Annotated in this window: 17 protein-coding genes; 4 read left to right on the forward strand and 13 right to left on the reverse strand. The window is 61.7% G+C overall.

The genetic code is table 11. The annotated features are described in order from the left end of the window. The first annotated feature begins 1 nt into the window (after window position 1). Window positions 2-3,151 carry an efflux RND transporter permease subunit gene (locus ISX84_RS03160; protein ID WP_195818858.1) on the forward strand — a complete coding sequence of 1,050 codons (3,150 nt, stop codon included), beginning with the start codon at window positions 2-4 and terminating at the stop codon, window positions 3,149-3,151. 25 nt (window positions 3,152-3,176) lie between these two features. Here ISX84_RS03160 and ISX84_RS03165 read toward each other — a convergent pair whose 3' ends face one another. From ISX84_RS03165 to ISX84_RS03225, 13 genes are all read right to left on the reverse strand, one after another. Beyond that, window positions 3,177-4,676 (reverse strand): mannitol dehydrogenase family protein, encoded by a 1,500-nt coding sequence (locus ISX84_RS03165; protein WP_195818859.1) that lies wholly within the window; start codon window positions 4,674-4,676, stop codon window positions 3,177-3,179. After that, the gene (locus ISX84_RS03170; RefSeq protein WP_326838694.1) at window positions 4,664-5,437 is read right to left on the reverse strand and encodes an L-iditol 2-dehydrogenase; all 774 of its coding nucleotides are present in this window, start codon (window positions 5,435-5,437) and stop codon (window positions 4,664-4,666) included. Before ISX84_RS03170 ends, ISX84_RS03165 begins: the two co-directional genes overlap by 13 nt. Beyond that, window positions 5,434-6,438 carry an ABC transporter ATP-binding protein gene (locus ISX84_RS03175; RefSeq protein WP_195818861.1) on the reverse strand — a complete coding sequence of 335 codons (1,005 nt, stop codon included), beginning with the start codon at window positions 6,436-6,438 and terminating at the stop codon, window positions 5,434-5,436. The genes ISX84_RS03170 and ISX84_RS03175 overlap by 4 nt, the downstream gene beginning before the upstream one ends. 11 nt (window positions 6,439-6,449) lie before the next feature. Next, window positions 6,450-7,280 carry a carbohydrate ABC transporter permease gene (locus ISX84_RS03180; RefSeq protein WP_195818862.1) on the reverse strand — a complete coding sequence of 277 codons (831 nt, stop codon included), beginning with the start codon at window positions 7,278-7,280 and terminating at the stop codon, window positions 6,450-6,452. A gap of 18 nt (window positions 7,281-7,298) precedes the next feature. After that, on the reverse strand, window positions 7,299-8,162 hold the full coding sequence (locus ISX84_RS03185; RefSeq protein WP_195818863.1) for a carbohydrate ABC transporter permease: 864 nt from the start codon (window positions 8,160-8,162) through the stop codon (window positions 7,299-7,301). 135 nt (window positions 8,163-8,297) lie between these two features. Beyond that, window positions 8,298-9,599, reverse strand: a complete 1,302-nt coding sequence (locus ISX84_RS03190) for an ABC transporter substrate-binding protein (protein ID WP_195818864.1) — start codon at window positions 9,597-9,599, stop codon at window positions 8,298-8,300. A 100-nt stretch (window positions 9,600-9,699) separates the two neighbouring features. Beyond that, window positions 9,700-10,731, reverse strand: a complete 1,032-nt coding sequence (locus ISX84_RS03195) for a LacI family DNA-binding transcriptional regulator (protein WP_195818865.1) — start codon at window positions 10,729-10,731, stop codon at window positions 9,700-9,702. A 189-nt stretch (window positions 10,732-10,920) separates the two neighbouring features. Beyond that, window positions 10,921-11,970, reverse strand: a complete 1,050-nt coding sequence (gene gtdA / locus ISX84_RS03200; RefSeq protein ID WP_195818866.1) for a gentisate 1,2-dioxygenase — start codon at window positions 11,968-11,970, stop codon at window positions 10,921-10,923. Window positions 11,971-12,622: 652 nt separating this feature from the next. Continuing rightward, complete coding sequence (locus tag ISX84_RS03205; protein WP_195818867.1) at window positions 12,623-13,618, reverse strand: LacI family DNA-binding transcriptional regulator; 996 nt, start codon at window positions 13,616-13,618, stop codon at window positions 12,623-12,625. 54 nt (window positions 13,619-13,672) lie between these two features. After that, window positions 13,673-14,617 carry a ribokinase gene (locus ISX84_RS03210; protein WP_195818868.1) on the reverse strand — a complete coding sequence of 315 codons (945 nt, stop codon included), beginning with the start codon at window positions 14,615-14,617 and terminating at the stop codon, window positions 13,673-13,675. Further along, window positions 14,614-15,612: an ABC transporter permease gene (locus ISX84_RS03215; protein WP_195818869.1), complete on the reverse strand. Its 999-nt coding sequence runs from the start codon at window positions 15,610-15,612 to the stop codon at window positions 14,614-14,616. Before ISX84_RS03215 ends, ISX84_RS03210 begins: the two co-directional genes overlap by 4 nt. Beyond that, window positions 15,609-17,141, reverse strand: a complete 1,533-nt coding sequence (locus ISX84_RS03220) for a sugar ABC transporter ATP-binding protein (RefSeq protein WP_195818870.1) — start codon at window positions 17,139-17,141, stop codon at window positions 15,609-15,611. Before ISX84_RS03220 ends, ISX84_RS03215 begins: the two co-directional genes overlap by 4 nt. Before the next feature lie 57 nt (window positions 17,142-17,198). Continuing rightward, complete coding sequence (locus ISX84_RS03225) at window positions 17,199-18,119, reverse strand: sugar ABC transporter substrate-binding protein (protein ID WP_195818871.1); 921 nt, start codon at window positions 18,117-18,119, stop codon at window positions 17,199-17,201. A gap of 595 nt (window positions 18,120-18,714) precedes the next feature. On the opposite strand from ISX84_RS03225, the gene ISX84_RS03230 reads away from it, so the two are divergent. The 3 genes from ISX84_RS03230 (at window position 18,715) to ISX84_RS03240 (ending at window position 21,950) form a co-directional block, all read left to right on the forward strand. Further along, complete coding sequence (locus ISX84_RS03230; protein WP_195819354.1) at window positions 18,715-19,722, forward strand: extracellular solute-binding protein; 1,008 nt, start codon at window positions 18,715-18,717, stop codon at window positions 19,720-19,722. Between the two features lie 281 nt (window positions 19,723-20,003). Then, a complete protein-coding gene (locus ISX84_RS03235; RefSeq protein WP_195818872.1) occupies window positions 20,004-20,180 on the forward strand; it encodes a hemin uptake protein HemP in 177 nt (58 codons plus the stop codon). A gap of 156 nt (window positions 20,181-20,336) precedes the next feature. After that, entirely contained in the window at window positions 20,337-21,950 is a 1,614-nt protein-coding gene (locus ISX84_RS03240; RefSeq protein WP_195818873.1) for an alkaline phosphatase family protein, read from the forward strand. Window positions 21,951-21,965: the final 15 nt, after the last annotated feature.

Below are 21,965 nucleotides of genomic sequence, written 5' to 3' on the forward strand. Positions count from 1 at the left end.
GATGGGCCGCTTTTTCGTCAGCCGCCCGATCTTCGCCGCGGTGATATCGATCCTGCTGACCATTGTCGGCATCGTCTCCTACTTCCAGTTGCCGATTGAGCAATACCCGCAGATCGCGCCACCCTCGATTGTCGTGCGCGCCAACTATCCGGGCGCGGATGCGGCGACGGTGGCGGCCACTGTCGCGACGCCGCTGGAGCAGGAGATCAACGGCGTCGAGAACATGCTCTACCTGTCGTCCTATTCGACAGCCGATGGCGCGATGAGCCTGACGATCACCTTCGAGTTGGGCACCGATCTGGATGCCGCACAGGTGCTTGTGCAGAACCGCGTGGCCATTGCCGAGCCGCGTCTGCCACAGGAGGTGCGGTCCCTTGGGGTGACGACCACCAAATCCTCCCCCGACCTGATGATGGTCGTGCACATGTTGTCGCCGGATGAAAGCTTTGATCAGCTCTATGTGTCGAATTACGCGCGGTCGCGGGTGCGGGACAGGCTGGTCCGGCTGGACGGGGTTGGCGATCTGATCATTTTCGGAGAGCGGGAATTCTCCGCCCGCGTGTGGCTCGACCCGGACAAGCTCGCCTCGCTGGGCCTGACGGCGGGCGACGTGGTCGATGCGCTGCGCGAGCAGAACGTGCAGGTGTCGGGTGGCTCGCTGGGCGCGCCGCCGAACGCCAGCGACAGCGCCTTTCAGGTTGCGATCACCACGCAAGGACGCCTGCAGACGCCGCGTGAATTCGGGCGGGTCATCGTGCGCGCCTCGGAAGAGGGCCGGGTGGTCCGGGTCCGCGATGTGGCGCGCGTTGAAATCGGGGCACGGTCCTACATCACGAATAGCTATCTGAACAACAAACCGGCGGTCGCGCTGGGGATTTTCCAACGCCCGGGATCAAACGCCTTGGCCTCTGCGGATGAGATCATCTCGGTCATGGAGGAGCTTTCCGAAGACTTCCCCGCGGGTCTTGAATACCAGGTGGTCTACAACCCGACCGAGTTCATCGCTGCCTCTGTGAACGCCGTCTACAAGACAATCTTCGAAGCGGTGCTGCTGGTCGTCATTGTGATCGTCGTCTTCCTGCAGAACTGGCGCACGGCGCTGATCCCGCTTCTGGCCATCCCGGTCTCGTTGATCGGCACCTTTGCGGTGATGCTGGCGCTGGGGTACACGCTCAATCTGCTCACGCTCTTTGGTCTGATCCTGGCCATCGGCATCGTCGTGGATGACGCCATCGTGGTTGTCGAGAACGTGGAGCGCAACATCGCGGACGGGATGAGTCCGCGCGATGCCTCCGCCCGCACGATGGACGAAGTGCAGGGGGCGATCATTGGCACCACGCTGGTGCTGATCGCGGTCTTTGTGCCCTCGGCCTTTGTGCCGGGGATCACCGGGCAGTTCTACACGCAGTTTGCCGTGACCATCTCCGTGGCGACGATCATTTCCTCGATCAACTCGCTGAGCCTCTCGCCTGCCATGGCGGCCATCCTGCTGAAATCCAAGGATGCGTCAGAACGGCCCAGTCCGCTGGCGCGGATCACCGGGCCCCTGTCGCGCGGGTTCAATCGCGGCTTTGATGCCGTGACGCGCGGATACACCCGCGTGGTACGGCTGCTGGTGAGCTCCACGGCGATGATCTTCCTGTCGCTGGCGGTCTTCGTGGGCCTTTTGGGCGCCACCTATCTGGTCAATGAGCAAGTCCCCACTGGCTTCATCCCGGAGGCGGACCAGGGCTATGCCATCGTCGTTGTGCAATTGCCGGATGGCGCGTCGCTGGAGCGCACGGACGAGGTGATGAAACAGGCAACGGAGGTCGCCCTGAGCACGCCCGGTGTGACAAACGCCGTTGCCTTTGCGGGCTTCTCCGGGGCCACTTTCACGAATGCAACCAATCAGGGGGTGATCTTCACCACCTTTGAAAGCTTCGAGGACCGGGCGAAAAGCGGCACCACGGCGGGCATGATCATCGGCCAGCTCTTTGGCCGCATGCAAAGCCTGCGCGAGGCTTTCATCATCGCCATCGCTCCGCCCGCTGTCAGCGGTGTGGGCAATGGCGGCGGGTTCAAGCTGCAGTTCAAGGAGAACGAAAGCGCGGATATGTCCCGCGTTCTGGGCTCGGCCTATGCGATCATGGGCGCCTCGCAGCAGTCTGATCAGGTGCAGGGGCTGTTCACCACCTTCTCCGCCTCCTCACCGCAGGTGTTCCTGGAGATTGACCGGGTGCGGGCGCAGATGCTGAACGTGCCCATCGGGTCGATCTTTGAGACCCTCGCGATCAATCTCGGCTCGTCCTACGTGAATGATTTCAACGCCTTCGGTCGTCTGTTTCAGGTGCGGGCGCAGGCCGATGAACGGTTCCGGCTGGAGGAGGAGGACATCTCCACCCTGCGTGTGCGATCCGCCACCGGCGCTCTGGTGCCGCTGGGCACGCTTGTCTCCATCCGCGAGACGGCAGGGCCCGCGCTGGTGCAGCGCTACAACCAGCAGGTTTCGGTGCCCGTTCAGGGTTCTGCCGCACCGGGGGTCTCGACCGGGGACGCGTTGATCGCGATGGAGGAACTGGCGCAATCGATCATGCCGCCCGGCGTTGATTTCGAGTGGACCGAACTGGCGCTGCAGGAACGCAACCAGGGCAATACCGCGGCCTATATCTTTGCCTTTTCGGTCCTCTTTGCCTTCCTGTTCCTCGCGGCGCTTTACGAGAGCTGGGTCCTGCCGGTCGCTATCATCCTGATTGTGCCGCTATCGATCCTGGGCGCGCTTCTCGGGGTTCTCTATCGCGGCATGGACAACAACATTCTGACACAGGTGGGGTTGATCGTGCTGGTGGGCCTTGCGGCGAAAAACGCGATCATGATCGTGGAGTTTGCCAAACAGGCGCAGGAGGAACGCGGGCTGGACCCGGTCGAGGCCGCGCTTGAGGCGAGCCGCCTGCGGTTCCGTCCGATCCTGATGACCGCCTTTGCCTTCATCCTCGGGGTGATCCCGCTGATGATCGCCTCCGGCCCGGGTGCCGAGATGCGGCAGGCACTGGGGACGGCTGTTTTCTTCGGGATGTCGGGTGTGACCTTCCTGGGGCTGTTCCTCACCCCGGTCTTTTACGTCGCCCTGCGCCGCATGTTCAAACACAGGAAAGTCGCGCAAGAGGCCTGATCGGATCGCAAAATGGCCAGCCCGCCTAGGCGCGGGCGGCCATTGTGCCTGCACTGATGTAGGTGTTGAGCGTGGCCGCACAGCCCTGCGACCAAAGAGCTTCGAGCCAACGGTCGAAGGTGGTCGCAAAGCGGGCGTCGCTGCTCAGGTCCCCGTAAAACTGGCGTTGTTCCAGCCATGCAGCAGGCCGCGTGCGCGCGGCCTTGGCCGCCTCCGCAAGCAGCGACCAGTGGGGATCATTCGGGCTGATTACGGTGCCGTTCTCGCGCGTGCCCTCGCACATCCGCGCCCAGAGCGCCTCGACCAGTGCCAGCCCATCGATACCGGTCCCTGCGTCAAGGGCGGTGCGCACCGTGGGCAGCACAAAGCCGGTATGCCGCGACGAGCCGTCAAAGGCCACGCGCCGGGTGGTGTCCACGATCATGGGATTGGCAAAGCGCCGTTCGATCAGATCAACATAGCTTGCCGCCGTCATGCCGGGGACAGCGGGCACATGCGGGGCAATCTCCTCGGTCTGAACCTTGCGAAAAAACGCGCTGATCTGCGGATGGGCCATACAGTCGGCAATTGTTTCCAACCCCATGATTTCGCCTGCATTTGCAAGGATCTGGTGCCCGGCGTTCAGAATGCGGATCTTCATCGCCTCATAGCTGTGTACGTCGCTGGTGAAGGTGGCGCCGACCTTGTCCCAATCCGGGCGGCCCGCGCAGAAATCATCCTCGATCACCCACTGACGAAAGGTCTCATGTGTAACGGGTGCCCGGTCGTCGATACCGATACCCTGCACCAGCGCGATCTCTTTTGGCCCCGTGGCAGGCACGATGCAGTCCACCATTGAATTGGGGAAACTGCAGGTCTCGTCAATCCAGTCCGCCAAATCCGCATCGGACAGCCGGGCCAGTGACACCACCGTCTGGCGCAGGATATCGCCATTGCCCTGCAGGTTGTCGCAGCATTGTCCAGTGAACGGCCCGATGCCCGCCTCCCGGCGCTGCCGCAGAGCCGCGATCATGGCGCCAAAGGCCGTGCGCGGCGTCCCAGGGTAGGCGGCGTCATGTTGAATGTCGGGGTGGCCTGCGTCGAACCCGCCGCTGGCCGGGTCGATGTAATAGCCGCCTTCGGTGACCGTCAGGGCCACGATGCGGATGGCCGGATCCGCCATCTGCGCAATGAGCGGCGCATGTCCGGGTTCCACCGGGAGATATCCGATCATCGAGCCTGTGACCTCTGCAGCACTGCCTTTCGGGTCAAGCTCCATCAGGGTCGTCAGGCAATCCTGCTCCAGCAGTTTGTCGCGCTGCACCGCATCCTGCGGCCGCACACCGGCGCCGATGATCGCCCAGTCGTGACACAGCCCCGCATCGAAAAGACGGTGCAGATACCACGCCTGATGCGCCCGGTGGAAATTGCCCAGCCCGATATGCACGATGCCGGGGGTAAGGGCGCCGCGATCGTAGGCAGGCACCCGTACGGTGTCCGGCAGCCGGGCCAGCGCATTATTCGAAAGGCGGATCAGCTCATCCATTGGCCGCCATCCACATTGTAGGTCTGCGCCACGACATAATCGGCTTCGTTGCTGGCCAGAAAGACCGCCATGCCGGTCAGGTCCTCGGCGGTGCCCATCCGTCCGTAGGGCACGGCCTCGCCCACTTCTTTCTTTTTCTGTCCGGGCGCCTTGTTTTCATGTTTTGCGAAAAACGCATCGACCCCGTCCCAGTGCTCGCCGTCGACCACACCGGGAGAGATGGCGTTCACGTTGATGCCGTGCTCGATCAGGTTGAGGCCTGCGGATTGCGTCAGGCTGATCACGGCGGCCTTGGTGGCGCAGTAGACCGCGACGAGCGGTTCGCCGCGCCGTCCGGCTTGGCTCGCCATATTGATGATCTTGCCGCCCCCGCCGCGTGCGATCATGTGTTTCGCCGCCGCCTGCAGGGTGAAGAGGGTGCCGCCCACATTGATGTCGAAGACGCGGGCGTAGTCGTCGCGCGTGATCTCGGTGATGGGGCTGGCGGTGAAAAGTGCGGCATTGTTGATCAGAATGTCGATCTGGCCGAGCTGCTGCACGGTCTCGGCGATGGCGCGGTCGATGCTGGCCTGATCGGTGATGTCCATCTCTACCGCGATGGCGGCGGCGCCCAGATCATCGGCGGCTTGCTGGGCGCGGGCCATGTCGATATCGGCAATCGCGACCTGCGCGCCCTCGCGCACATAGGCCTGTGCAAAGGCAAGACCGATCCCGCGCGCGGCCCCGGTGATCAGGGCCGTTTTTCCTTCAAGCCGCATCATGCAATCCGCAATCCCTTGTCGTCAAACCGGTGCATCTGCTCGGCGCGGGGCGTCATGTAGATGGAATCGCCATGGCGGAAGCTGACCTCCCCTGCCGCGCGCACGGTGATGGTCTCTGCCAGACCCGTCTGATGGACGTGGAAAAAGGTATCCGAGCCGAGATGTTCCGCCACGCCCACCTTGCCGTGCCATGGGCCTTCCGTGGCCGAGACATCAATGTGCTCGGGGCGGACACCAAGTGTATGCGCGCCGTATTTCGCGGCTTCTTCACCGTCTATCAGGTTCATTTTCGGCGATCCGATGAACCCCGCAACAAAGGTGTTACGGGGTTCACGGTAGAGCTCCAGTGGGGAGCCCACCTGCTCGATATGCCCGGCCCGCAGAACCACGATCTTGTCGGCCATGGTCATCGCCTCGACCTGATCGTGGGTCACATAGATCATTGTGGTGGCCAGCTTCTTGTGCAGCTCGCTGATTTCCATGCGCATGCCGACGCGCAGCGCCGCATCAAGGTTCGACAGCGGCTCGTCAAAGAGGAAGGCCGCGGGTTCGCGCACGATGGCGCGCCCGATGGCGACCCGCTGGCGTTGACCGCCCGACAGCTGACCGGGGCGCCGGTCGAGATAATCCGTGAGGTTCAACGCTGCGGCGGCCTGCTCGATGCGCCGATCCTGCTCTGCCTGGTCCATCTTGGCCATCCGCATCGGAAAGGCGATGTTCTTGCGCACCGACATATGCGGATAAAGCGCGTAGGATTGGAACACCATCGCCAGCCCGCGTTTGGCGGGCGGGATATCGGTGGCGTCACTGCCATCGATGCTGATCTGGCCGGATGTGATATCCTCCAGCCCCGCGATCAGCCGGAGCAAGGTGGACTTGCCACAGCCCGAGGGGCCGACAAAGACCGTGAACTCGCCATCCTGAATGGTCAGGTCCAGCGGCGGGATCACCTCGACATCGCCGAAACTCTTGGTGACTTTTTCAAGCGTAATCTGTCCCATGATATCGTTCCTTATTTGACCGCGCCGAAGGTGAGGCCGCGTACGAGTTGTTTCTGGCTGAACCAGCCGAGGATGAGGATGGGTGCAATGGCCATCGTCGAGGCAGCGGAGAGCTTGGCGTAAAAGAGGCCTTCGGGGCTGGAATAGCTGGCGATGAAGGCCGTGAGCGGCGCTGCCTTGGCAGCCGTCAGGTTGAGCGTCCAGAAGGCTTCGTTCCACGCCAGGATGAAATTCAACAGCAGCGTGGAGGCAATGCCCGGAATGGCCATCGGCGTCAGCACATAGAGGATTTCGTCGCGCAGGGTGGCGCCGTCCATCCGTGCCGCCTCCAGGATTTCCCCCGGAATTTCGCGAAAATAGGTATAAAGCATCCACACGATGATCGGCAGGTTGATCAGCATCAGCACGAAGGTCAGCCCATAGACGTTGTCCAAGAGGCCAAACTGGATGAAGAGCAGGTAGATCGGATAGAGCACGCCCACCGCCGGCAACATCTTGGTGGACAGCATCCAGAGCAGGATGTCCTTGGTGCGCTTGGACGGCACGAAGGCCATGCTCCAGGCGGCAGGGATCGCGATGATGATCCCCAGGATCGTTGAGCCCCCCGCGATGAAGATCGAGTTCCACAGGAACCGACCATAGTTCGACCGCTCCATGACCGTGGAATAGTTCTCCGTCGTCCAGTCGAAGAAGAGGAAGATCGGCGGATCGGCGATGGCCTGGGCTTCGCTCTTGAAGCTGGTCAGCATCGTCCACAGGATCGGGAAGAAGATCAGCAGACCGATGATCCACGCAGCAGCAGTGTTGATCATCTTGCGTTGGTTTGTAACAGCACGTGCCATGATGTCGTCCTCCCTTGTTTAGTCGAGGTTCTTGCCAACGATGCGCATCAGGAAGATGGCAACGATATTGGCCAGAATGATCGCATAGACCCCGCCCGCGGATCCGAGCCCGATGTTCTGGCTCTCAAGGACGCGCTGGAAGATCAGGTAGGACAGGGTCCGGGTGCCGAAGGCGCCGCCCGTTGTCACAAAGATCTCGGCGAAGATGGCCAGCAGGAAAATGGTCTGGATCAGGATCACGATGGTGATCGCACGGCTGAGGTGGGGCAGCGCGATGTAGAAGAAGCGCGACAACACCGAGGCGCCATCCATCTCTGCCGCTTCCATCTGCTCACCGTCCAGCGACTGGATCGCGGTCAGCAGGATCAGCGTGGCAAAGGGCAGCCACTGCCAGCTGACGATCATGATGAGCGACACCATGGGCGCGTCAGAGAGCCAACTGACCGACTCAGCCCCGAAAAAGCGCCATAGATGCGCCAGCAGGCCATTGGTGGGATCCATAAAGATGTTCTTCCACACCAGTGCGGAGACCGTGGGCATCACGAAGAAGGGGGCGATGACAAGGATGCGGACCACGCCTTGCCCCCACATCGGCTGATCCAGCAGGATCGCGAGCAGGACGCCGAGGACGATGGTGATGGTCAGAACGCCGACCAGCAGCACAAGTGTGGTCGAAATCGCGGGCCAGAAGGAACTGGAGGTCACAAAGCGGACGTAGTTGTCAAAACCGGTCCATCCCTGATCACCGCCGCGCAGCGGCAGGTAGGTGCGGAACGAGAACCACAGGGTCATGATCAGGGGCACCAGCATCCAGCCCAGCAAGAGCACGACGGCGGGCGCCATCATCACGCGGGCGGCTGATCGGGAAGCTTTGGTGGCCATTTGACACGTCTCCTCTGTGCGCAGCGGCCTCTTGCGGGCAGCGCTGCAGAATTGGGGGGTCTACGACTTAAAGATACGTGAAGGGCAGAGGGCGGCTCAACTGGTGCCGCCCTCCGGTCGAACGAAGGGGCGGCCTTATCTGTAGCCGGCCGCTTCCATTGCTTCGTTGGTGATTGCCTGTGCTTTGGCCAGCGCGTCTTCCACGGACTGCTGACCGGCATAGGCCGCCGAGAACTCCTGGCTCACTTCGGTTGCGATACCGGCGAACTCGGGGATCGCAGCGAACTGGATACCCACATAGGGGCTTGGCTCGACAGTGGAGTCGGTCGGGTCAGCCGACAGGATCGAGTCCAGCGTTTTCTGAGCAAACGGCACCTTCTGGTACTCGGGGTTCTCATAGAGCGAGGTCCTCGCACCCGGAGGCACATTGGCCCAGCCTTCGTTCTCGGCAACCAACTCGATGTAGTCCTTCGAGGTGGCCCATTCGATGAACTGCTTGGCTTCGGCTTCCTGCTGCGTGCCTGCTGGCACCGCCAGCGCCCAGGCCCAGAGCCAGTTTGAGCGTTTGCCCAGACCGGTGTCAGGTGCCAGCGCGAAACCAACCGAGTCCGCAACAGTCGAATCATCACCTGTCACGAAGGAGGCCGCAACCGTGGCGTCGATCCACATGCCGCATTTGCCCTGGTTGAAGAGGCTCAGGTTCTCGTTGAAGCCGTTGGTCGCATAGCCCGCCGGACCGGATTCGTCCATCATGCCCTTGTAGAAGTTGAGCGTGTTGGCCCAGGCTTCGGTGTCGAACTGCGCGTTCCAGTCCATGTCGAACCAGCGTGCGCCAAAGGAGTTGGACATCGCAGTGATGAAGGCACCACCTTCGCCCCAACCGGCCTTGCCGCGCAGGCAGATGCCGTTTATGTCGGCATCGCGGTCGGTCATCGCCGCCGCAGCCTCACGGACGAACTCCCATGTGGGCGCGTCAGGCATTTCCATCCCGGCCTTCTCCATCAGGTCGGTGCGGTACATGATCATGGAGCTTTCGCCATAGAAGGGTGCTGCATAGAGCGTGCCTTCGTGGCTCAGACCACCGGCCATCGCGGGCAGGATGTCGTCCACATCATATTCAGCCGACAGATCGTCCAGCGGCACCAGCCAACCGTTGGCACCCCAGATCGGGGTTTCGTACATACCGATTGTCATGATGTCGAACTGACCACCCTTGGTGGTGATGTCGGTCGTCACACGCGAACGCAGCACGTTCTCTTCCAGCGTGACCCACTCCACGGCGATCCCGGTCTTTTCGGTGAAATCACCCGTATACCCCTGCATACGGATCATGTCGCCATTGTTCACGGTCGCGATGGTGAGGGTGGACTGCGCCATGGCAGCCCCAGCGGTAAGTGCAAGTGCACTCGCCGCACAAAGTGCGGTTCTCAGGTACATCCGATTCCTCCCTAGTATTATGGATTGTCCCACCGTCAGCATCGAAAAAAACTTAACGCGCGTCAATATTTAATTTTTCGCGCGTTAATATTGAGTGATTTCAAGCCGATGCGCGCAGGATCAGCCGGGCCTCAAAGAGTTTCTCGGTGCGCGAGGTGAGTCGTCCCCCCCCTTCGATCAGCTCAAACAGCGTCTCGACACTGCGGTTGGAGACGGCTTCGTAGTCATGCGCAACGGTGGTCAGCGACGGGCAGGTAAATCGCGAAAACGGGTGATCGTCATGGGCTGCAACGCGCAGCGCGCTGTCAGGCTCCCGCCCCACACGGATGCCTTTTTCAAAGGCCGCCGCGAGGAAACCAATCGCCAGACGGTCGTTGCTGCAGAGCAAGGTGTCGCTGGCCAGGGTATCTTGTGACAGCACATGCATCGCCCCCCGGTATCCGATGTCCTCGAACGCCCAGCCTTCGCCGTCCACCTTGATGACATCCGGTTCGAACCCAAGACGCTCCATGATCGAGATATAGGCCTTGCGCCTTTTGTTGGCATTGGGGTTTGCCGGCGTGCGCATTTCGAAAAAGGAGGGTGGGGCGCCGGAACGGACCAGATATTCGACACTCTGGGCGACGAAGCTGTAGTTGTCGGAGCCCACGAAAGCCGCTCCGATCCCTTCGAGGTCACTGTCAAACAGCACCGTCGGCACATCCTTGCAGAATTTCTCGATCACCGATCTGTCTGACGCGCGACCCAACGGCGCAAAGAGCACGCCTGCCGGTTTCAGGGACCGCAAGCTGTCGAGAATATTGCACTCCAACTCGCGCGAGCCGTGGGAAGAGAACAGCGTGGGCCAGAACCCGGCAGCGATGCAGCGCTGTTCGATATTCCGGGCAATTTCGGCAAAAAACGGGTCCGAGAGATAGGGAACGACGATGCCGATGTTCTTGGTCAGCCGCCGGTTCTGGTTCATCGCGTAGATGTTGGGCCGGTAGTCGTGCTCTTCCAGCGCCGCTTCGATCCGCGTGCGGATGGTGGCGCGTACACTGGTGGGATCATTGAAGTACTTGGAGATCGTCGGGCGGGATATCCCGCTCACGCTCGCAAACTCCGCCATGTTCTTGATCTTGCTCTCGCTCATGCCTCAACTCTGGCCTTCGGCGCATCCACCGATCCGATTCCAGGATGCCAACTCTCGGGAACAGGCCCTCTTTCGATTTTTGTCGCGCGTTAATTTACAACTTTACAATAGAAAGAGCATTCCTTCGCAGGTCAAGATCAGACTGTATTCTGAAACTTTTCTTCTCGCTTTTTGATGAATGCCCGAGCGCTAGGCGTTTCCGCGGTGCTCGCGGAAGAGCCCCAGTTTCTCCTGAATGGGTCGGTCCGAATAGGAAAACAGCACCGCATCCTCCGCCGTCTCATGGATGATTTCATGCCAGGAGGGGACGACAACGACATCCCTCGGGCCCCAGTCGATCACCTCGTCTCGGACACGCAGGCGTCCGCGCCCCTCCACCCCGACGTAGACCGTCGCATCGGTGGATTTATACGGCGCACTCTGAAAGCCCTTGGGCATCAGTTGCAGACAGGTGCCGATTGTCGGCATCGCCCAACCGCCATCGACAGGGTTGATGTAGCGCATGCGCAGCCCGTGGCAGGGATCCCATTCCTCGTATTTGCGCATCTGCTCAAGCGCGTCGCGGGAGCGGGCGTAAGGATAGTTGAAGATCGGAGAGGTCGGGGTGTGCTGTGCATAGCCCAGCGGCAGCATGTTGGCGCCGTAGCGGGCCGTGCTATCGCCCGTGGGCCTGGTGATCGGCTGCTGATCCTCGCCCAGCCCTTCGGCAAAGGAGGCGTCGAAGAACTGCACCACCGGAATATCCAGCCCGTCGAGCCAGAAAATCGGTTCATTTGTGTCGTTGCCGTGGTCGTGCCATGCCCAGTTTGGCGTGATGACAAAGTCGCCAAAAGACATCTCGGTTTTCTCGCCGCCCACCGCCGTAAAGCCCCCCGCGCTTTCCAGCACGAACCGCAAGGCGGATTGCGTGTGACGATGCGCCGGGGCGACTTCCCCCGGCATCACGCATTGCACGCCGCAATAGAGGCTGGTCGTGACTTTGGAACTGCCCGCCAGCCCCGGGTTTTCGAGGATCAGCACACGTCTTTCCGCCTCTTTTGCCGTGATCAGCTCTGCCGCCTCCAGCAGCCGCGCACGAACGGAGCTGTAGCGCCATTTGAATGGAATGCAGTCCGATTTGGGCTCCGGCGTGATGATGCCTGCCATGACCGACCAGAGTGCGCGCATCGATTCCGGCTCGATCGCGTCATAGAACTGCTGACGGGCCTGGGTGTTTTCAGGGGCGTCGTTTGGGCTCATTTCACGATCCTTTCGGTTGGGGCGGCAGGGCAGCATTGCAGATAATTATGCGTGAGAGCAGCAGATTTAGCAAAGGTCGTGCGCGTGCGTTACGCAGGTCATCACATACCGGTCCGCACTGGCCGCAAATACGTTTTGGAGGCTACGAACAGATACCCATGGGGGGCGTCGACCTTGCGGCGCATATCAAAGAAGCATTTCCTCAGAGGAGCGCTGCGCATTTCTATAATGGCAATACATTGGCACGCCGTCTGCCGTTGAAGCACGGGGTCGTGACCGCGCAGCCGGAAAGTGTGACAGGAAACGAAACCGTGGGTCTGGCCGTGGTCCTCGCGGGGCGGCCCACACGACCTCGCAGGGCAGGGGCATAGCGCTGGCGCAGATCAAGATGTCTGCGCTGACAGAGGCGATTGAGATTTCTGGCACAGGAGAGGCATCGACAAACCTGTGTTCTTCGCCAACACCGCTCATCTGATGGCGCGGCACCGTTTGGCAATTTCATTGCCTTGCCGCAGACGCAGGCCCCCTCACGGTACCTGATTGCCCGGGGCGTCGATGTGCCCAAAGCGGTCCTCATTTCGTTGGCAGGAGCTGCGAGCAGCAGCACCCGCCAGACCGGGATTCGAGATTTTCTGGACGCGCCAACGGCGGGTCAAAGCCGGGGGGGAGCAGCGGTGGACCCTCGAATGACCAGCTCCCCTTCGATCAGGGCGTCGTTTGTCGGCGCATCCCCGTCCAGCAGAACCTGTCGCACGGCCTCCTTCGCCAACAGGGCACTCGGCTGGGAGATCGTCGTCAACCGTGGCACCACCAGAGAGGCCAGCGTGATGTCATCGAACCCCATCACGGAAAGGGTCTCCGGCACGGCGATGTCCATATCGCGCGCGGCGCGCAACACGCCGATTGCCATCTGGTCACTGGCAGCCGCAATCGCGGTAGGCCGGATGTCGGGGGGTGCCGCCAGCAGCCTCCGCGCCATGTGCTCTCCACTTTCGTAGTCGAAATGACCTTCGAGGATGTTGAGAGACAGGCCCGGGGTTGCCGTCTGATGACGTGCCACACACCGTGCGAACCCCAACCGCCGCTGGCGCCCGACCTCGGTGTTTTGTGGCCCGGCGAGATAGGCCATGCGCCTGTGGCCGAGGCTGATCAGATGTTCGGCTGCGCTCTCTGACCCATGCGCATGGTCCGTGCTGACCAGAGGGCTGGCGTGAAAACGCCGGTCCAACGAAATCACCCGCACCTGCGTGTTGTGCAACTGAGAACTGGAATCGTTGGAGGCCACGATGATCAGGCCACGCGGCGATTGCTCCAGCAGCGCCGCAATCTGGCGCTCCTCGGTGGCCGGGTCGTCATGCGAGTTGGTCAGCATGACGGTATGCCCACGCTGCGCCGCTTCGGTTTCGATCCTGAGGGCAAGCTGCGCGAAAAACGGATTGGTGATGTCGGGGACGACCAGACCGACGATGTTGATCTTGTTGGTGCGCAGGGCGCGGGCGGCCATATTCGGGCGATAGTTCAGATCGGAGGCGGCCTTCAGTACCCGTTCGCGCAGCGCTGTTTTCACGGTCGTATTGTTGGACAGCACCTTTGAGACGGTGCCGACCGACACCCCGGCTTCGCGTGCTACATCCTTGACAGTCGACATATGTCCTCGCTGCTCTGTGTCAGCCTGAGTTTCTCCGGTCCCTCGGCTTTGGTGTCAATGGGTTGTGAGAGAAGGCGCTGCCCGCTCCGACCGGAAGGCCAGCAGGTCCGAGAGGGTCGGCGCGGCGGCCGCCGCCCCCTGCCGCGTGGTCGCGAGCGCGGCGGCATCCACCGCCATCTCTATGGCCTGCTGAGGTGCCGCGCCTTCCGCCAGAAACACCGCCAGCGTGCCGTTGAAGCAATCGCCCGCGCCGACGGTGTCCACCGCATTGACCTTTGGCGCAGCCTTGCGTCCCTGCGCCTCCCCGATGTGCCAGGCCACACCCTGCGCGCCCAGGGTCACAATCGCGCCCCGGGGCCCCAGCGTCGTCAGCGCTGTCGCTGTCATCTCGCCTTCGGGCAGGCCGCCCGGCAGGTGGCCGGTGATGAGCGCCGCCTCATGGGCGTTCGGTGTCAGGATATCGAACTGTGCCAGCGTATCTGCCGCCCACATGGGCTGCGGGGCAGGGGCCGGGTCCATGATGACCGTCACCCCGTGCTGGCGGGCAATCTGCGCGGCCTGCAGCGAGGCTGCCAGCGGGATTTCATTTTGCAAAAGCAACACCTTGGATCGTGCGATGAGCGGCGCATGCCGCAGGATGATCTCCGGTGTCAGGGCGGCATTCGCCCCCGGTGCGAGGCGGATGATGTTGTCGCCATCCGGGCCCACGTCGATGAAGGCCATGCCGGTTGCGTCCTCTGCCCGGGTTTCAAGCGCAAGGCTCAGATTTGCCTCCGCTAACAGGGCCGTCACCTGCTGCCCGAAACCATCAGCGCCCACGGCCCCGATCAGGCTGACCTTTGCGCCGAGCCGCGCCGCAGCCACCGCCTGATTGGCGCCCTTGCCCCCCAGACCCACCTGCGTTTGGGTGGCCGTGACCGTCTCGCCCACCTGCGGCCAGCGGGGCAGGTGGGTGGTGAGGTCTATGTTCACGCTGCCAACGACGACGATGTCACTCATGATGCGGAATACTTTGCCCGATAATGGTCCAGAATGACAGCGATCACGATCACCAGCCCGGTGATCATCTGCCGCACGAAATCGCTGAGGCCGATCAGGATCAGCCCGTTGGCCAGCACGCCGATGATGAAGGCGCCCAGCAGCGTCCCGATCACGGAGCCGCGCCCGCCCGAGAGGCTGGTGCCGCCGATGATCACCGCAGCGATGGCGTTGAGTTCAAACCCGATGCCCGCGATGGGTGAGGAGATGTTCAGCCGCGCCATGTAGATGATCGCCGCGATCCCCGCCGTCAGACCGCAGATCGAAAAAGCCGCGACCTTGTACCAGAACACCGGGTGACCGGCGAGGCGCACCGCCTCTTCGTTGTTGCCGATGCCATAGATCAGCCGCCCGAAGACCGTACGGTTCAGCACGAACCAGGCAATCACCACCAGCGCCAATGCGACCAGGAAGACCACCGGCACGCCGTAGATCAGCATCGAGCCGAATTCCTCGAAGGCGAAGGGAAAGGAATAGATCGTCTGCGCTCCGGAGATTTGCAGCGCCGCGCCCCGCGCGATGTTGAGCATGCCCAGCGTGATGATGAAGGAGGGCAGGGACCAATAGGCACTGACCACCCCGTTCAGAATGCCGCAGACCATGCCCGCCAGAACGCCCGCCAGCACCGCGAGGATGATCAGCTCCGTCGCCCCAAGCCCCGGCAGCGTGATCGCCTTGCCCGCCACCACGGCCGCAAAGGCCATGACCGAGCCCACCGACAGGTCAATGCCGCCGATCAGGATCACGAAGGTCATGCCCACGGCGAGCACCAGATTGATGGTGATCTGCGTGAGAATGTTGGTGATGTTGTTGGCGGAGAGGAAATGTTCGCTCGCCACCGAAAAGAACAGGATCATCAGCAAAAGCGCGATGCCGATCCCGGCGTTGTTGATCACGGACCGAATGGACATGCGGGTTTTCTCCGGGGACTGGGGGGTGGTGTCAACGGCGCTCATGCCGGGATCCTCTCTTCGGTCTGCGTCTGCCCGTAGGCCAGATGCAGGATGCGTTCCTGGGAATAGTCGGGCCGCGCCAGCGTGCCCTGGATTTCCTGACCGGCCATGACCATGATCCGGTCGCAGAGCGTGATCAGTTCGGGCAGTTCCGAGGATACCACAATCATCGACATGCCTTGGGCCACGAGATCACGCAGGATGCCGTAAATCTCGGCCTTGGCGCCCACATCGACACCGCGCGTGGGCTCGTCGAGCAACAGCACTTTTGGCGTTTTTGCGAGCCACTTGGCCAGTACGACCTTCTGCTGATTGCCGCCAGAAAGGCTTGCCGCCGGATCCGACAGCTTGCCGTATTTCAGCTTGAGCCGGGCACCGCCCCGAGCGGCCATCTCGCGCTCCTTGCCGAAATTCAGCAAACCGCGCCGTGATACCGCGCCCAGATCGACCAGCGAGCTGTTGGCGCTGATCGGCATGTCGAGGATCAGCCCTTCCTCCTTGCGGTCTTCGGTCACGAACCCGATGCCAGCGGCAATCGCGTCGCGGGGGCCATTGATCTGCACCGGCTGACCCTCCAGATACACCGTGCCGCCGAGCTTTGCATCGGCACCGAAAATCGCGCGCAGCACCTCGGTGCGTCCGGCCCCAACAAGCCCCGCAATGCCGAGGATTTCGCCGCGTCTCAGCTCGAAACTCACCGGCGTTCCTGTGGGGTTTGCGGTGGTGCGCAAGCCATCGACGCTCAGCGCGGTCCCGGCCCCTGGATGCATCTCGGTGCTGCCATGCTGCGCCTCTTCCAATGTGCGTCCCACCATGAAACGGACGACATCTGCGGGTGTCACATCGGTAATATGTTGCGTCGTGATGGTTTCACCGTTGCGGAACACAGTCACCCTGTCACAGATGCCGAAGACTTCTTCGAGGTGGTGTGAGACGAAGACCACCGTCACGCCCTTGGCCTTTATGCCCGCGACAATCTCAAAGAGCCGCTCCGTCTCCCGCTCGGTCAGTGTGGCAGTGGGTTCATCCAGGATCAGGATGCGGCTCTCGCTTTGCAACGCGCGCGCGATCTCGATCAGCTGCCGATGCGCGATCCCAAGCTGCCGCACGGGCGTGGTCACATCCACATCGCTCAGCCCGATGGCATCCAGTGCGGCGCGGGCGCGGCGGTTCATCTCCGCCCGGTCCAGCAGACCCAGCCGCGTTTTCGGCATCGCCTCGATGGAGATGTTTTCGGCCACGCTCAGATCATTGAGCAGGTTGAATTCCTGATGCACCACCTGGATGCCCGCGAGCTTTGCCGCATGCGGCGAGGCGGGCCGGTAGGACGCGCCGTCCAGTGTGATGTCACCAGCGTCAAACATGTGCACGCCCGACAGAACCTTGATCAGTGTGGATTTCCCGGCGCCGTTCTCACCGACCAGCGCGTGCACTTCGCCGGGTTCAAGCTCAAAGCTCACCCCGTCGAGCGCGTGAATGCCGCCAAAGGATTTGCGCAAGGCTGACACGGAAAGGAGGGGGGATGCGGTCATGGCTCTGATCCTGTTGGGGGCACCCGGCGTCGCGCGCCGGATGCCGGGAGGGGCGGTTTATTTGCCCGCAACCAGTTCGATTGGCGTCTTGACCCAGCCTTCAAGCTGCGGGCCACCGGCCAGCACGTCGAGCGCGAGGTCGATGGAATTTGCCGCCATTTCCTGGCCAAACTGATCCACGGAGGCCAGCAGACGCCCGTCTTCGATCATTGGCAGAACCGCGGGAATGGCATCGAAGCCCACCACCTTGATGTCGCTGCGGCCTGCGGATTCCAGCGCCTTGACGACACCGATGGCCATCGAGTCATTGGCCGCCATCACCCCCTGAATGTCCGGGTTCGCGGTCAGCATGGTGGCAAAGACCTGGTTCGCCTCTTCGGTCTCCCAATGGGCCGTGCGGCTGTCGAGCAGGTTCAGCTTGTGCTCCGCCACGGCGTCCTCAAAGCCGAGACGGCGTTGGGTTGCATTGTCCGCGCCCGGGTTGCCTTCGATGATCACGACCTTCGCGCCTTCCCCCAAGGCTGTGCCCAGAGCGTCGCCAGCCAGCTTGGCACCGCCGCGGTTGTCGGGCCCGACAAAGGCCAGCTCGACACCCTGCTGCTCTTTCGCACCCTCATCGAGCGCCACGTCAAAGTTGATCACGACGATGCCTGCTTCCATCGCGCGCTTGAGGGGGCGCACCATGGCCTTGGAGTCGGCAGGGGCCACAACGATCGCGTCAACACCCTGGGTGATGAAATTCTCCACCGCGTTGATCTGGCTTTCGAAGTCGGTTTCATTCTGCATGCCCACTGCGCGCAATTCATAGTCGCCGCGTTTTTCCGCGTGGGCTTCCGCGCCCGCGAGCATGTTCTGGAAAAATTCATTTGCCAGCGACTTCATGATCAGCCCGACAACAGGCTTGTCGTCGGCGGCTGCGATAGACGTGGACAATAAGATACTGGTCGCTGCCGCGGCAGCGAATTTCATGAGCTTCATGTGAGCCTCCCTGAGTAAATCATCAGTCGCACAGCCGCCCCCACGGCGAATGTTCAACCTGAGGCAAGCAAGCCAGTGAAAGTGATTCTTGTCAATATGAAACGTTTCATTTTTGAGTATGAACCAGGTGCGCTCATGGACATTTCGATCGGTTTTCGTAAAAATACCAATTGTATCAGGCGGTAAGGGGGCGAATGTGCCTGACGCCCGAAACAGTGGTTGCTGGCTCCTGAATTCGGCCAGCACGCCATTTGATTGGGTCATCGAGAGCAAGATTCGAGCCGCAGGCACAGCTTAAAGCTGCGCGGGTGTTGCGGGCAGGCGGTTTCATTCCTGGCCGATACCCAGGCGTCCACACTCGGTATCGGTGGGATTTGCAGCAGAAAAACAGACATGCCATTCGAAGCTGTGGCGAGGCCAAGACAAGTGCGGGACCCGCGCTGCTGAAGAAATCTTATAAAAATACTCGGAAAACCACATGATTTACCCAACAATTTCTATCAACAATATTGCTTTCCCCGCCGGAATCAGTAATTGAGTAAATCAATAAGGATTAACCTTTTGGGAGATACCAATGTCCACACCATCGAAATTCATGCTTGCCGCCCTGGCCGCGACGACCGCGATCAGCACCGGCTCTCTGGCGCAGGCGGAAGGGGAATTGAACCTCTATTCATCCCGCCACTATGACACCGACGAACGGCTCTACTCCGACTTCACCGAGCAGACTGGCATCACCATCAACCGGATCGAGGGCAAGGCCGACGAGCTGATTGCGCGGATGGAAGCGGAAGGCGCGAATTCGCCCGCCGATATCCTGCTGACCGTCGACACCTCCCGCCTGGAGCGCGCCAAGGATGCAGGCGTGCTGCAATCCATCGAGAGCGCGGTGCTGGAAGAACGCATCCCGTCCAACCTGCAGGACAGCGACAACCAGTGGTTCGGCTTCTCCCAGCGTGCGCGCATCATCTTCTACGACAAGGCCGACGTGGCAGAGCCACCGGTGGATTACGTCTCGCTGGCCGATCCCAAGTACAAGGGCATGGTGTGTCACCGGTCCTCTTCCAACGTCTATAGCCAGACCCTGCTGGCCGCAGTGATCGAAAACCACGGCGAAGAGGCCGCCAAGGCCTGGGCGCAGGGTGTGGTCGATAACTTCGCGCGTGAGCCCGAAGGCGGCGACACCGACCAGCTGCGCGGTCTGGTGTCCGGTCAATGTGACGTATCGATTTCAAACACCTACTACTTTGCGCGCGCGCTGCGCAAAGATGTCTCCGGCGTCTCTTCGGACATCGAGAAAATCGGCTGGGTGTTCCCTGCACAGGAAGCGGAAGGGGCGCATATGAACCTCTCCGGCGGCGGTGTGGCAGCGCATGCGCCGAACAAGGACAATGCCGTCAAGTTCATGGAATACCTCGCCTCCGATCAGGCGCAGCAATATTTCTCTGCCGGGAACGATGAATTCCCCGCCGTCGACGGCGTTCCGGTGAGCGACAGCGTGTCGAAACTGGGTGAGTACAAGGCCGATGCTGTCGATCTCTCTGCCGTGGCCAAGAATGTGCCTGCCGCGCAGAAGATTTTCAACGAAGTTGGCTGGAAGTAACGCCTTTCGAACACCGATTGGGAGGGGGCGCGGCAGGGTCGCGCCCTTTTTCATTTGGTCACGCCGACAGCCCGTGCCGCATCGGAGAAAAGTAGCCAAGTGTTTTTGTCGGGATTGACTCCCGGCATTGATTCCCGCAGAATTTAAGCACAATCCCAGCCACCCGAACCGGGCAGCCCGGCGCCACGCAGTTTACTGGAGGTCTCAATGGAGCCATGCCCTTTCCCCGCTTTCCCGCGCCTGACACGCGCAATGTTTCCGGTTCGCCCGGAGGTGACATCATGAATGCCATGGTGCCCCCTATGCAATCCGCCGCTGCCGATAGTGTCGCGGCTGACATCGCGACCTACGATGTCCGTGCCTTGATCGAGACCGGTGTGCAAGCGCGGCTGGTGCTGGACGGACAGCCCTATTTCCTGCGCATCACGCGGGCGGGCAAGCTGATCCTGACCAAGTAGCCGCGCCGCTCGATCCTCTCTCCTCGCCGGTCGGCCCAGGCAATCGATTTGCGTACCATGCGTCGGCACCCTTGGCATTCCGATCCAAAACGCTCAGGCTGTGCGCGACATGCGCTTGGGTGCCGAAGCCCGGCGGCGGGTAGCGGAAGGTGAAACGTGGCGCAAAAGAACATCCTCTTCATCATGTGTGACCAGTTGCGCTTTGACTACCTGGGCTGCACCGGTCACCCGCATCTGAAGACGCCACATATCGATGCGCTGGCCGCCCGGGGCGTCCGGTTTGACAACGCCTATGTGCAGTCGCCGATCTGCGGGCCCAGCCGTATGAGCACCTACACCGGGCGCTATGTGCGCAGCCACGGTGCGACATGGAACCAGACGCCGCTGCGCGTGGGCGAAATGACCTTGGGCGATCATCTGGAGCCTCTGGGTCTGCGCACGGCGCTCTGCGGCAAGACCCATATGGCAGCGGATACCGAAGGGATGAAGCGGCTTGGCATCGATCCAACCTCCGGCATCGGCGCGCGGATTGCTGAATGCGGTTTCGAGGTCTGGGACCGGTTGGATGGCGTGCACCCGACGGGGGGTAAAGCGCCGTCGCACTACAACGATCACCTTGCAGGATTGGGATACGGCGGGCCGAACCCCTGGGAGCAATGGGCGAATTCTGCCGCCGGAGAGGATGACGAGATCCTGTCCGGTTGGCTCATGTCCCATGCGGACCAACCGGCGCGCGTGCCCGAACCGGAAAGCGAAACGCCCTATACGACCACCCGCGCCATGGCCTTCATCGACGAGGCGGGGGACCAGCCGTGGTGCCTGCATCTGAGCTACATCAAGCCGCATTGGCCCTATATCGTGCCCGCGCCCTATCATGATCTTTATGGCGCGGACCATGTACTGCCCGCCCTCCGCTCTGGCGTCGAACGGCAAAATCCGCATCCGCTCCTGGCGACCTATTTCGAACACCGGTTCTCCAAGGTGTTCACCCGCGACGAGGTCCGCACCCGCGTGATCCCCGCGTACATGGGGCTGATTGCACAGCTGGACGACCAGATCGGGCGGCTCATGGCGTGGCTGGATGAAACCGACCGGGCCGCGGAGACGCTGATTGTCTTCACGTCGGATCATGGCGACTATCTGGGCGACCACTGGCTGGGGGAAAAGGAGCTGTTCCACGAACAATCCGTCAAGGTGCCCCTGATCGTGGTCGACCCCTCCCCGGCGGCGGACCGGACCCGGGGTCAGGTTCTGCACCAGATGATCGAGGCGATTGACCTGGCCCCGAGCTTTGTCGATTGGGCCGGGGGGGCCGCACGGCCGCAGATTCTGGAGGGGCGGTCGGTATTACCTTTGCTGCGCGGTCAGGATGTCCCGTGGCGCGGCGCCGTGATCAGTGAATATGACTATTCGGGACGCATAGCGCAAAAAGCGTTGAACCAGCCGATTGCGGATTGCCGCCTTGTGATGGTTTTTGACGGGCGCTGGAAGTACATCCATTGCGAAGGCTTCCGCCCGATGCTCTACGACCTGCAAACCGATCCGCAGGAGTTTCACGATCTGGGTGCCGATCCTGCCTATGAGGCGGAGCAGGCACGGCTTGCCGAGATCATGAACCGCTGGGCGCGGCGTCACCACAACCGCACGACCATTACCGATGCCGAGATCGAAGCGGGGCAGGGCCGTGAGGTGGATCAGGGCGTGCTGATCGGCTTTTGGGATCAAAACGAGGTGAATGAGGCGCTAGTGGCGGGCCACAGCGGTAATTGAGCAGCTAGTGAACGG

This window comes from Roseobacter sp. MH60115 (assembly GCF_015644665.1).
Taxonomy (GTDB): Bacteria; Pseudomonadota; Alphaproteobacteria; order Rhodobacterales; family Rhodobacteraceae; genus Roseobacter.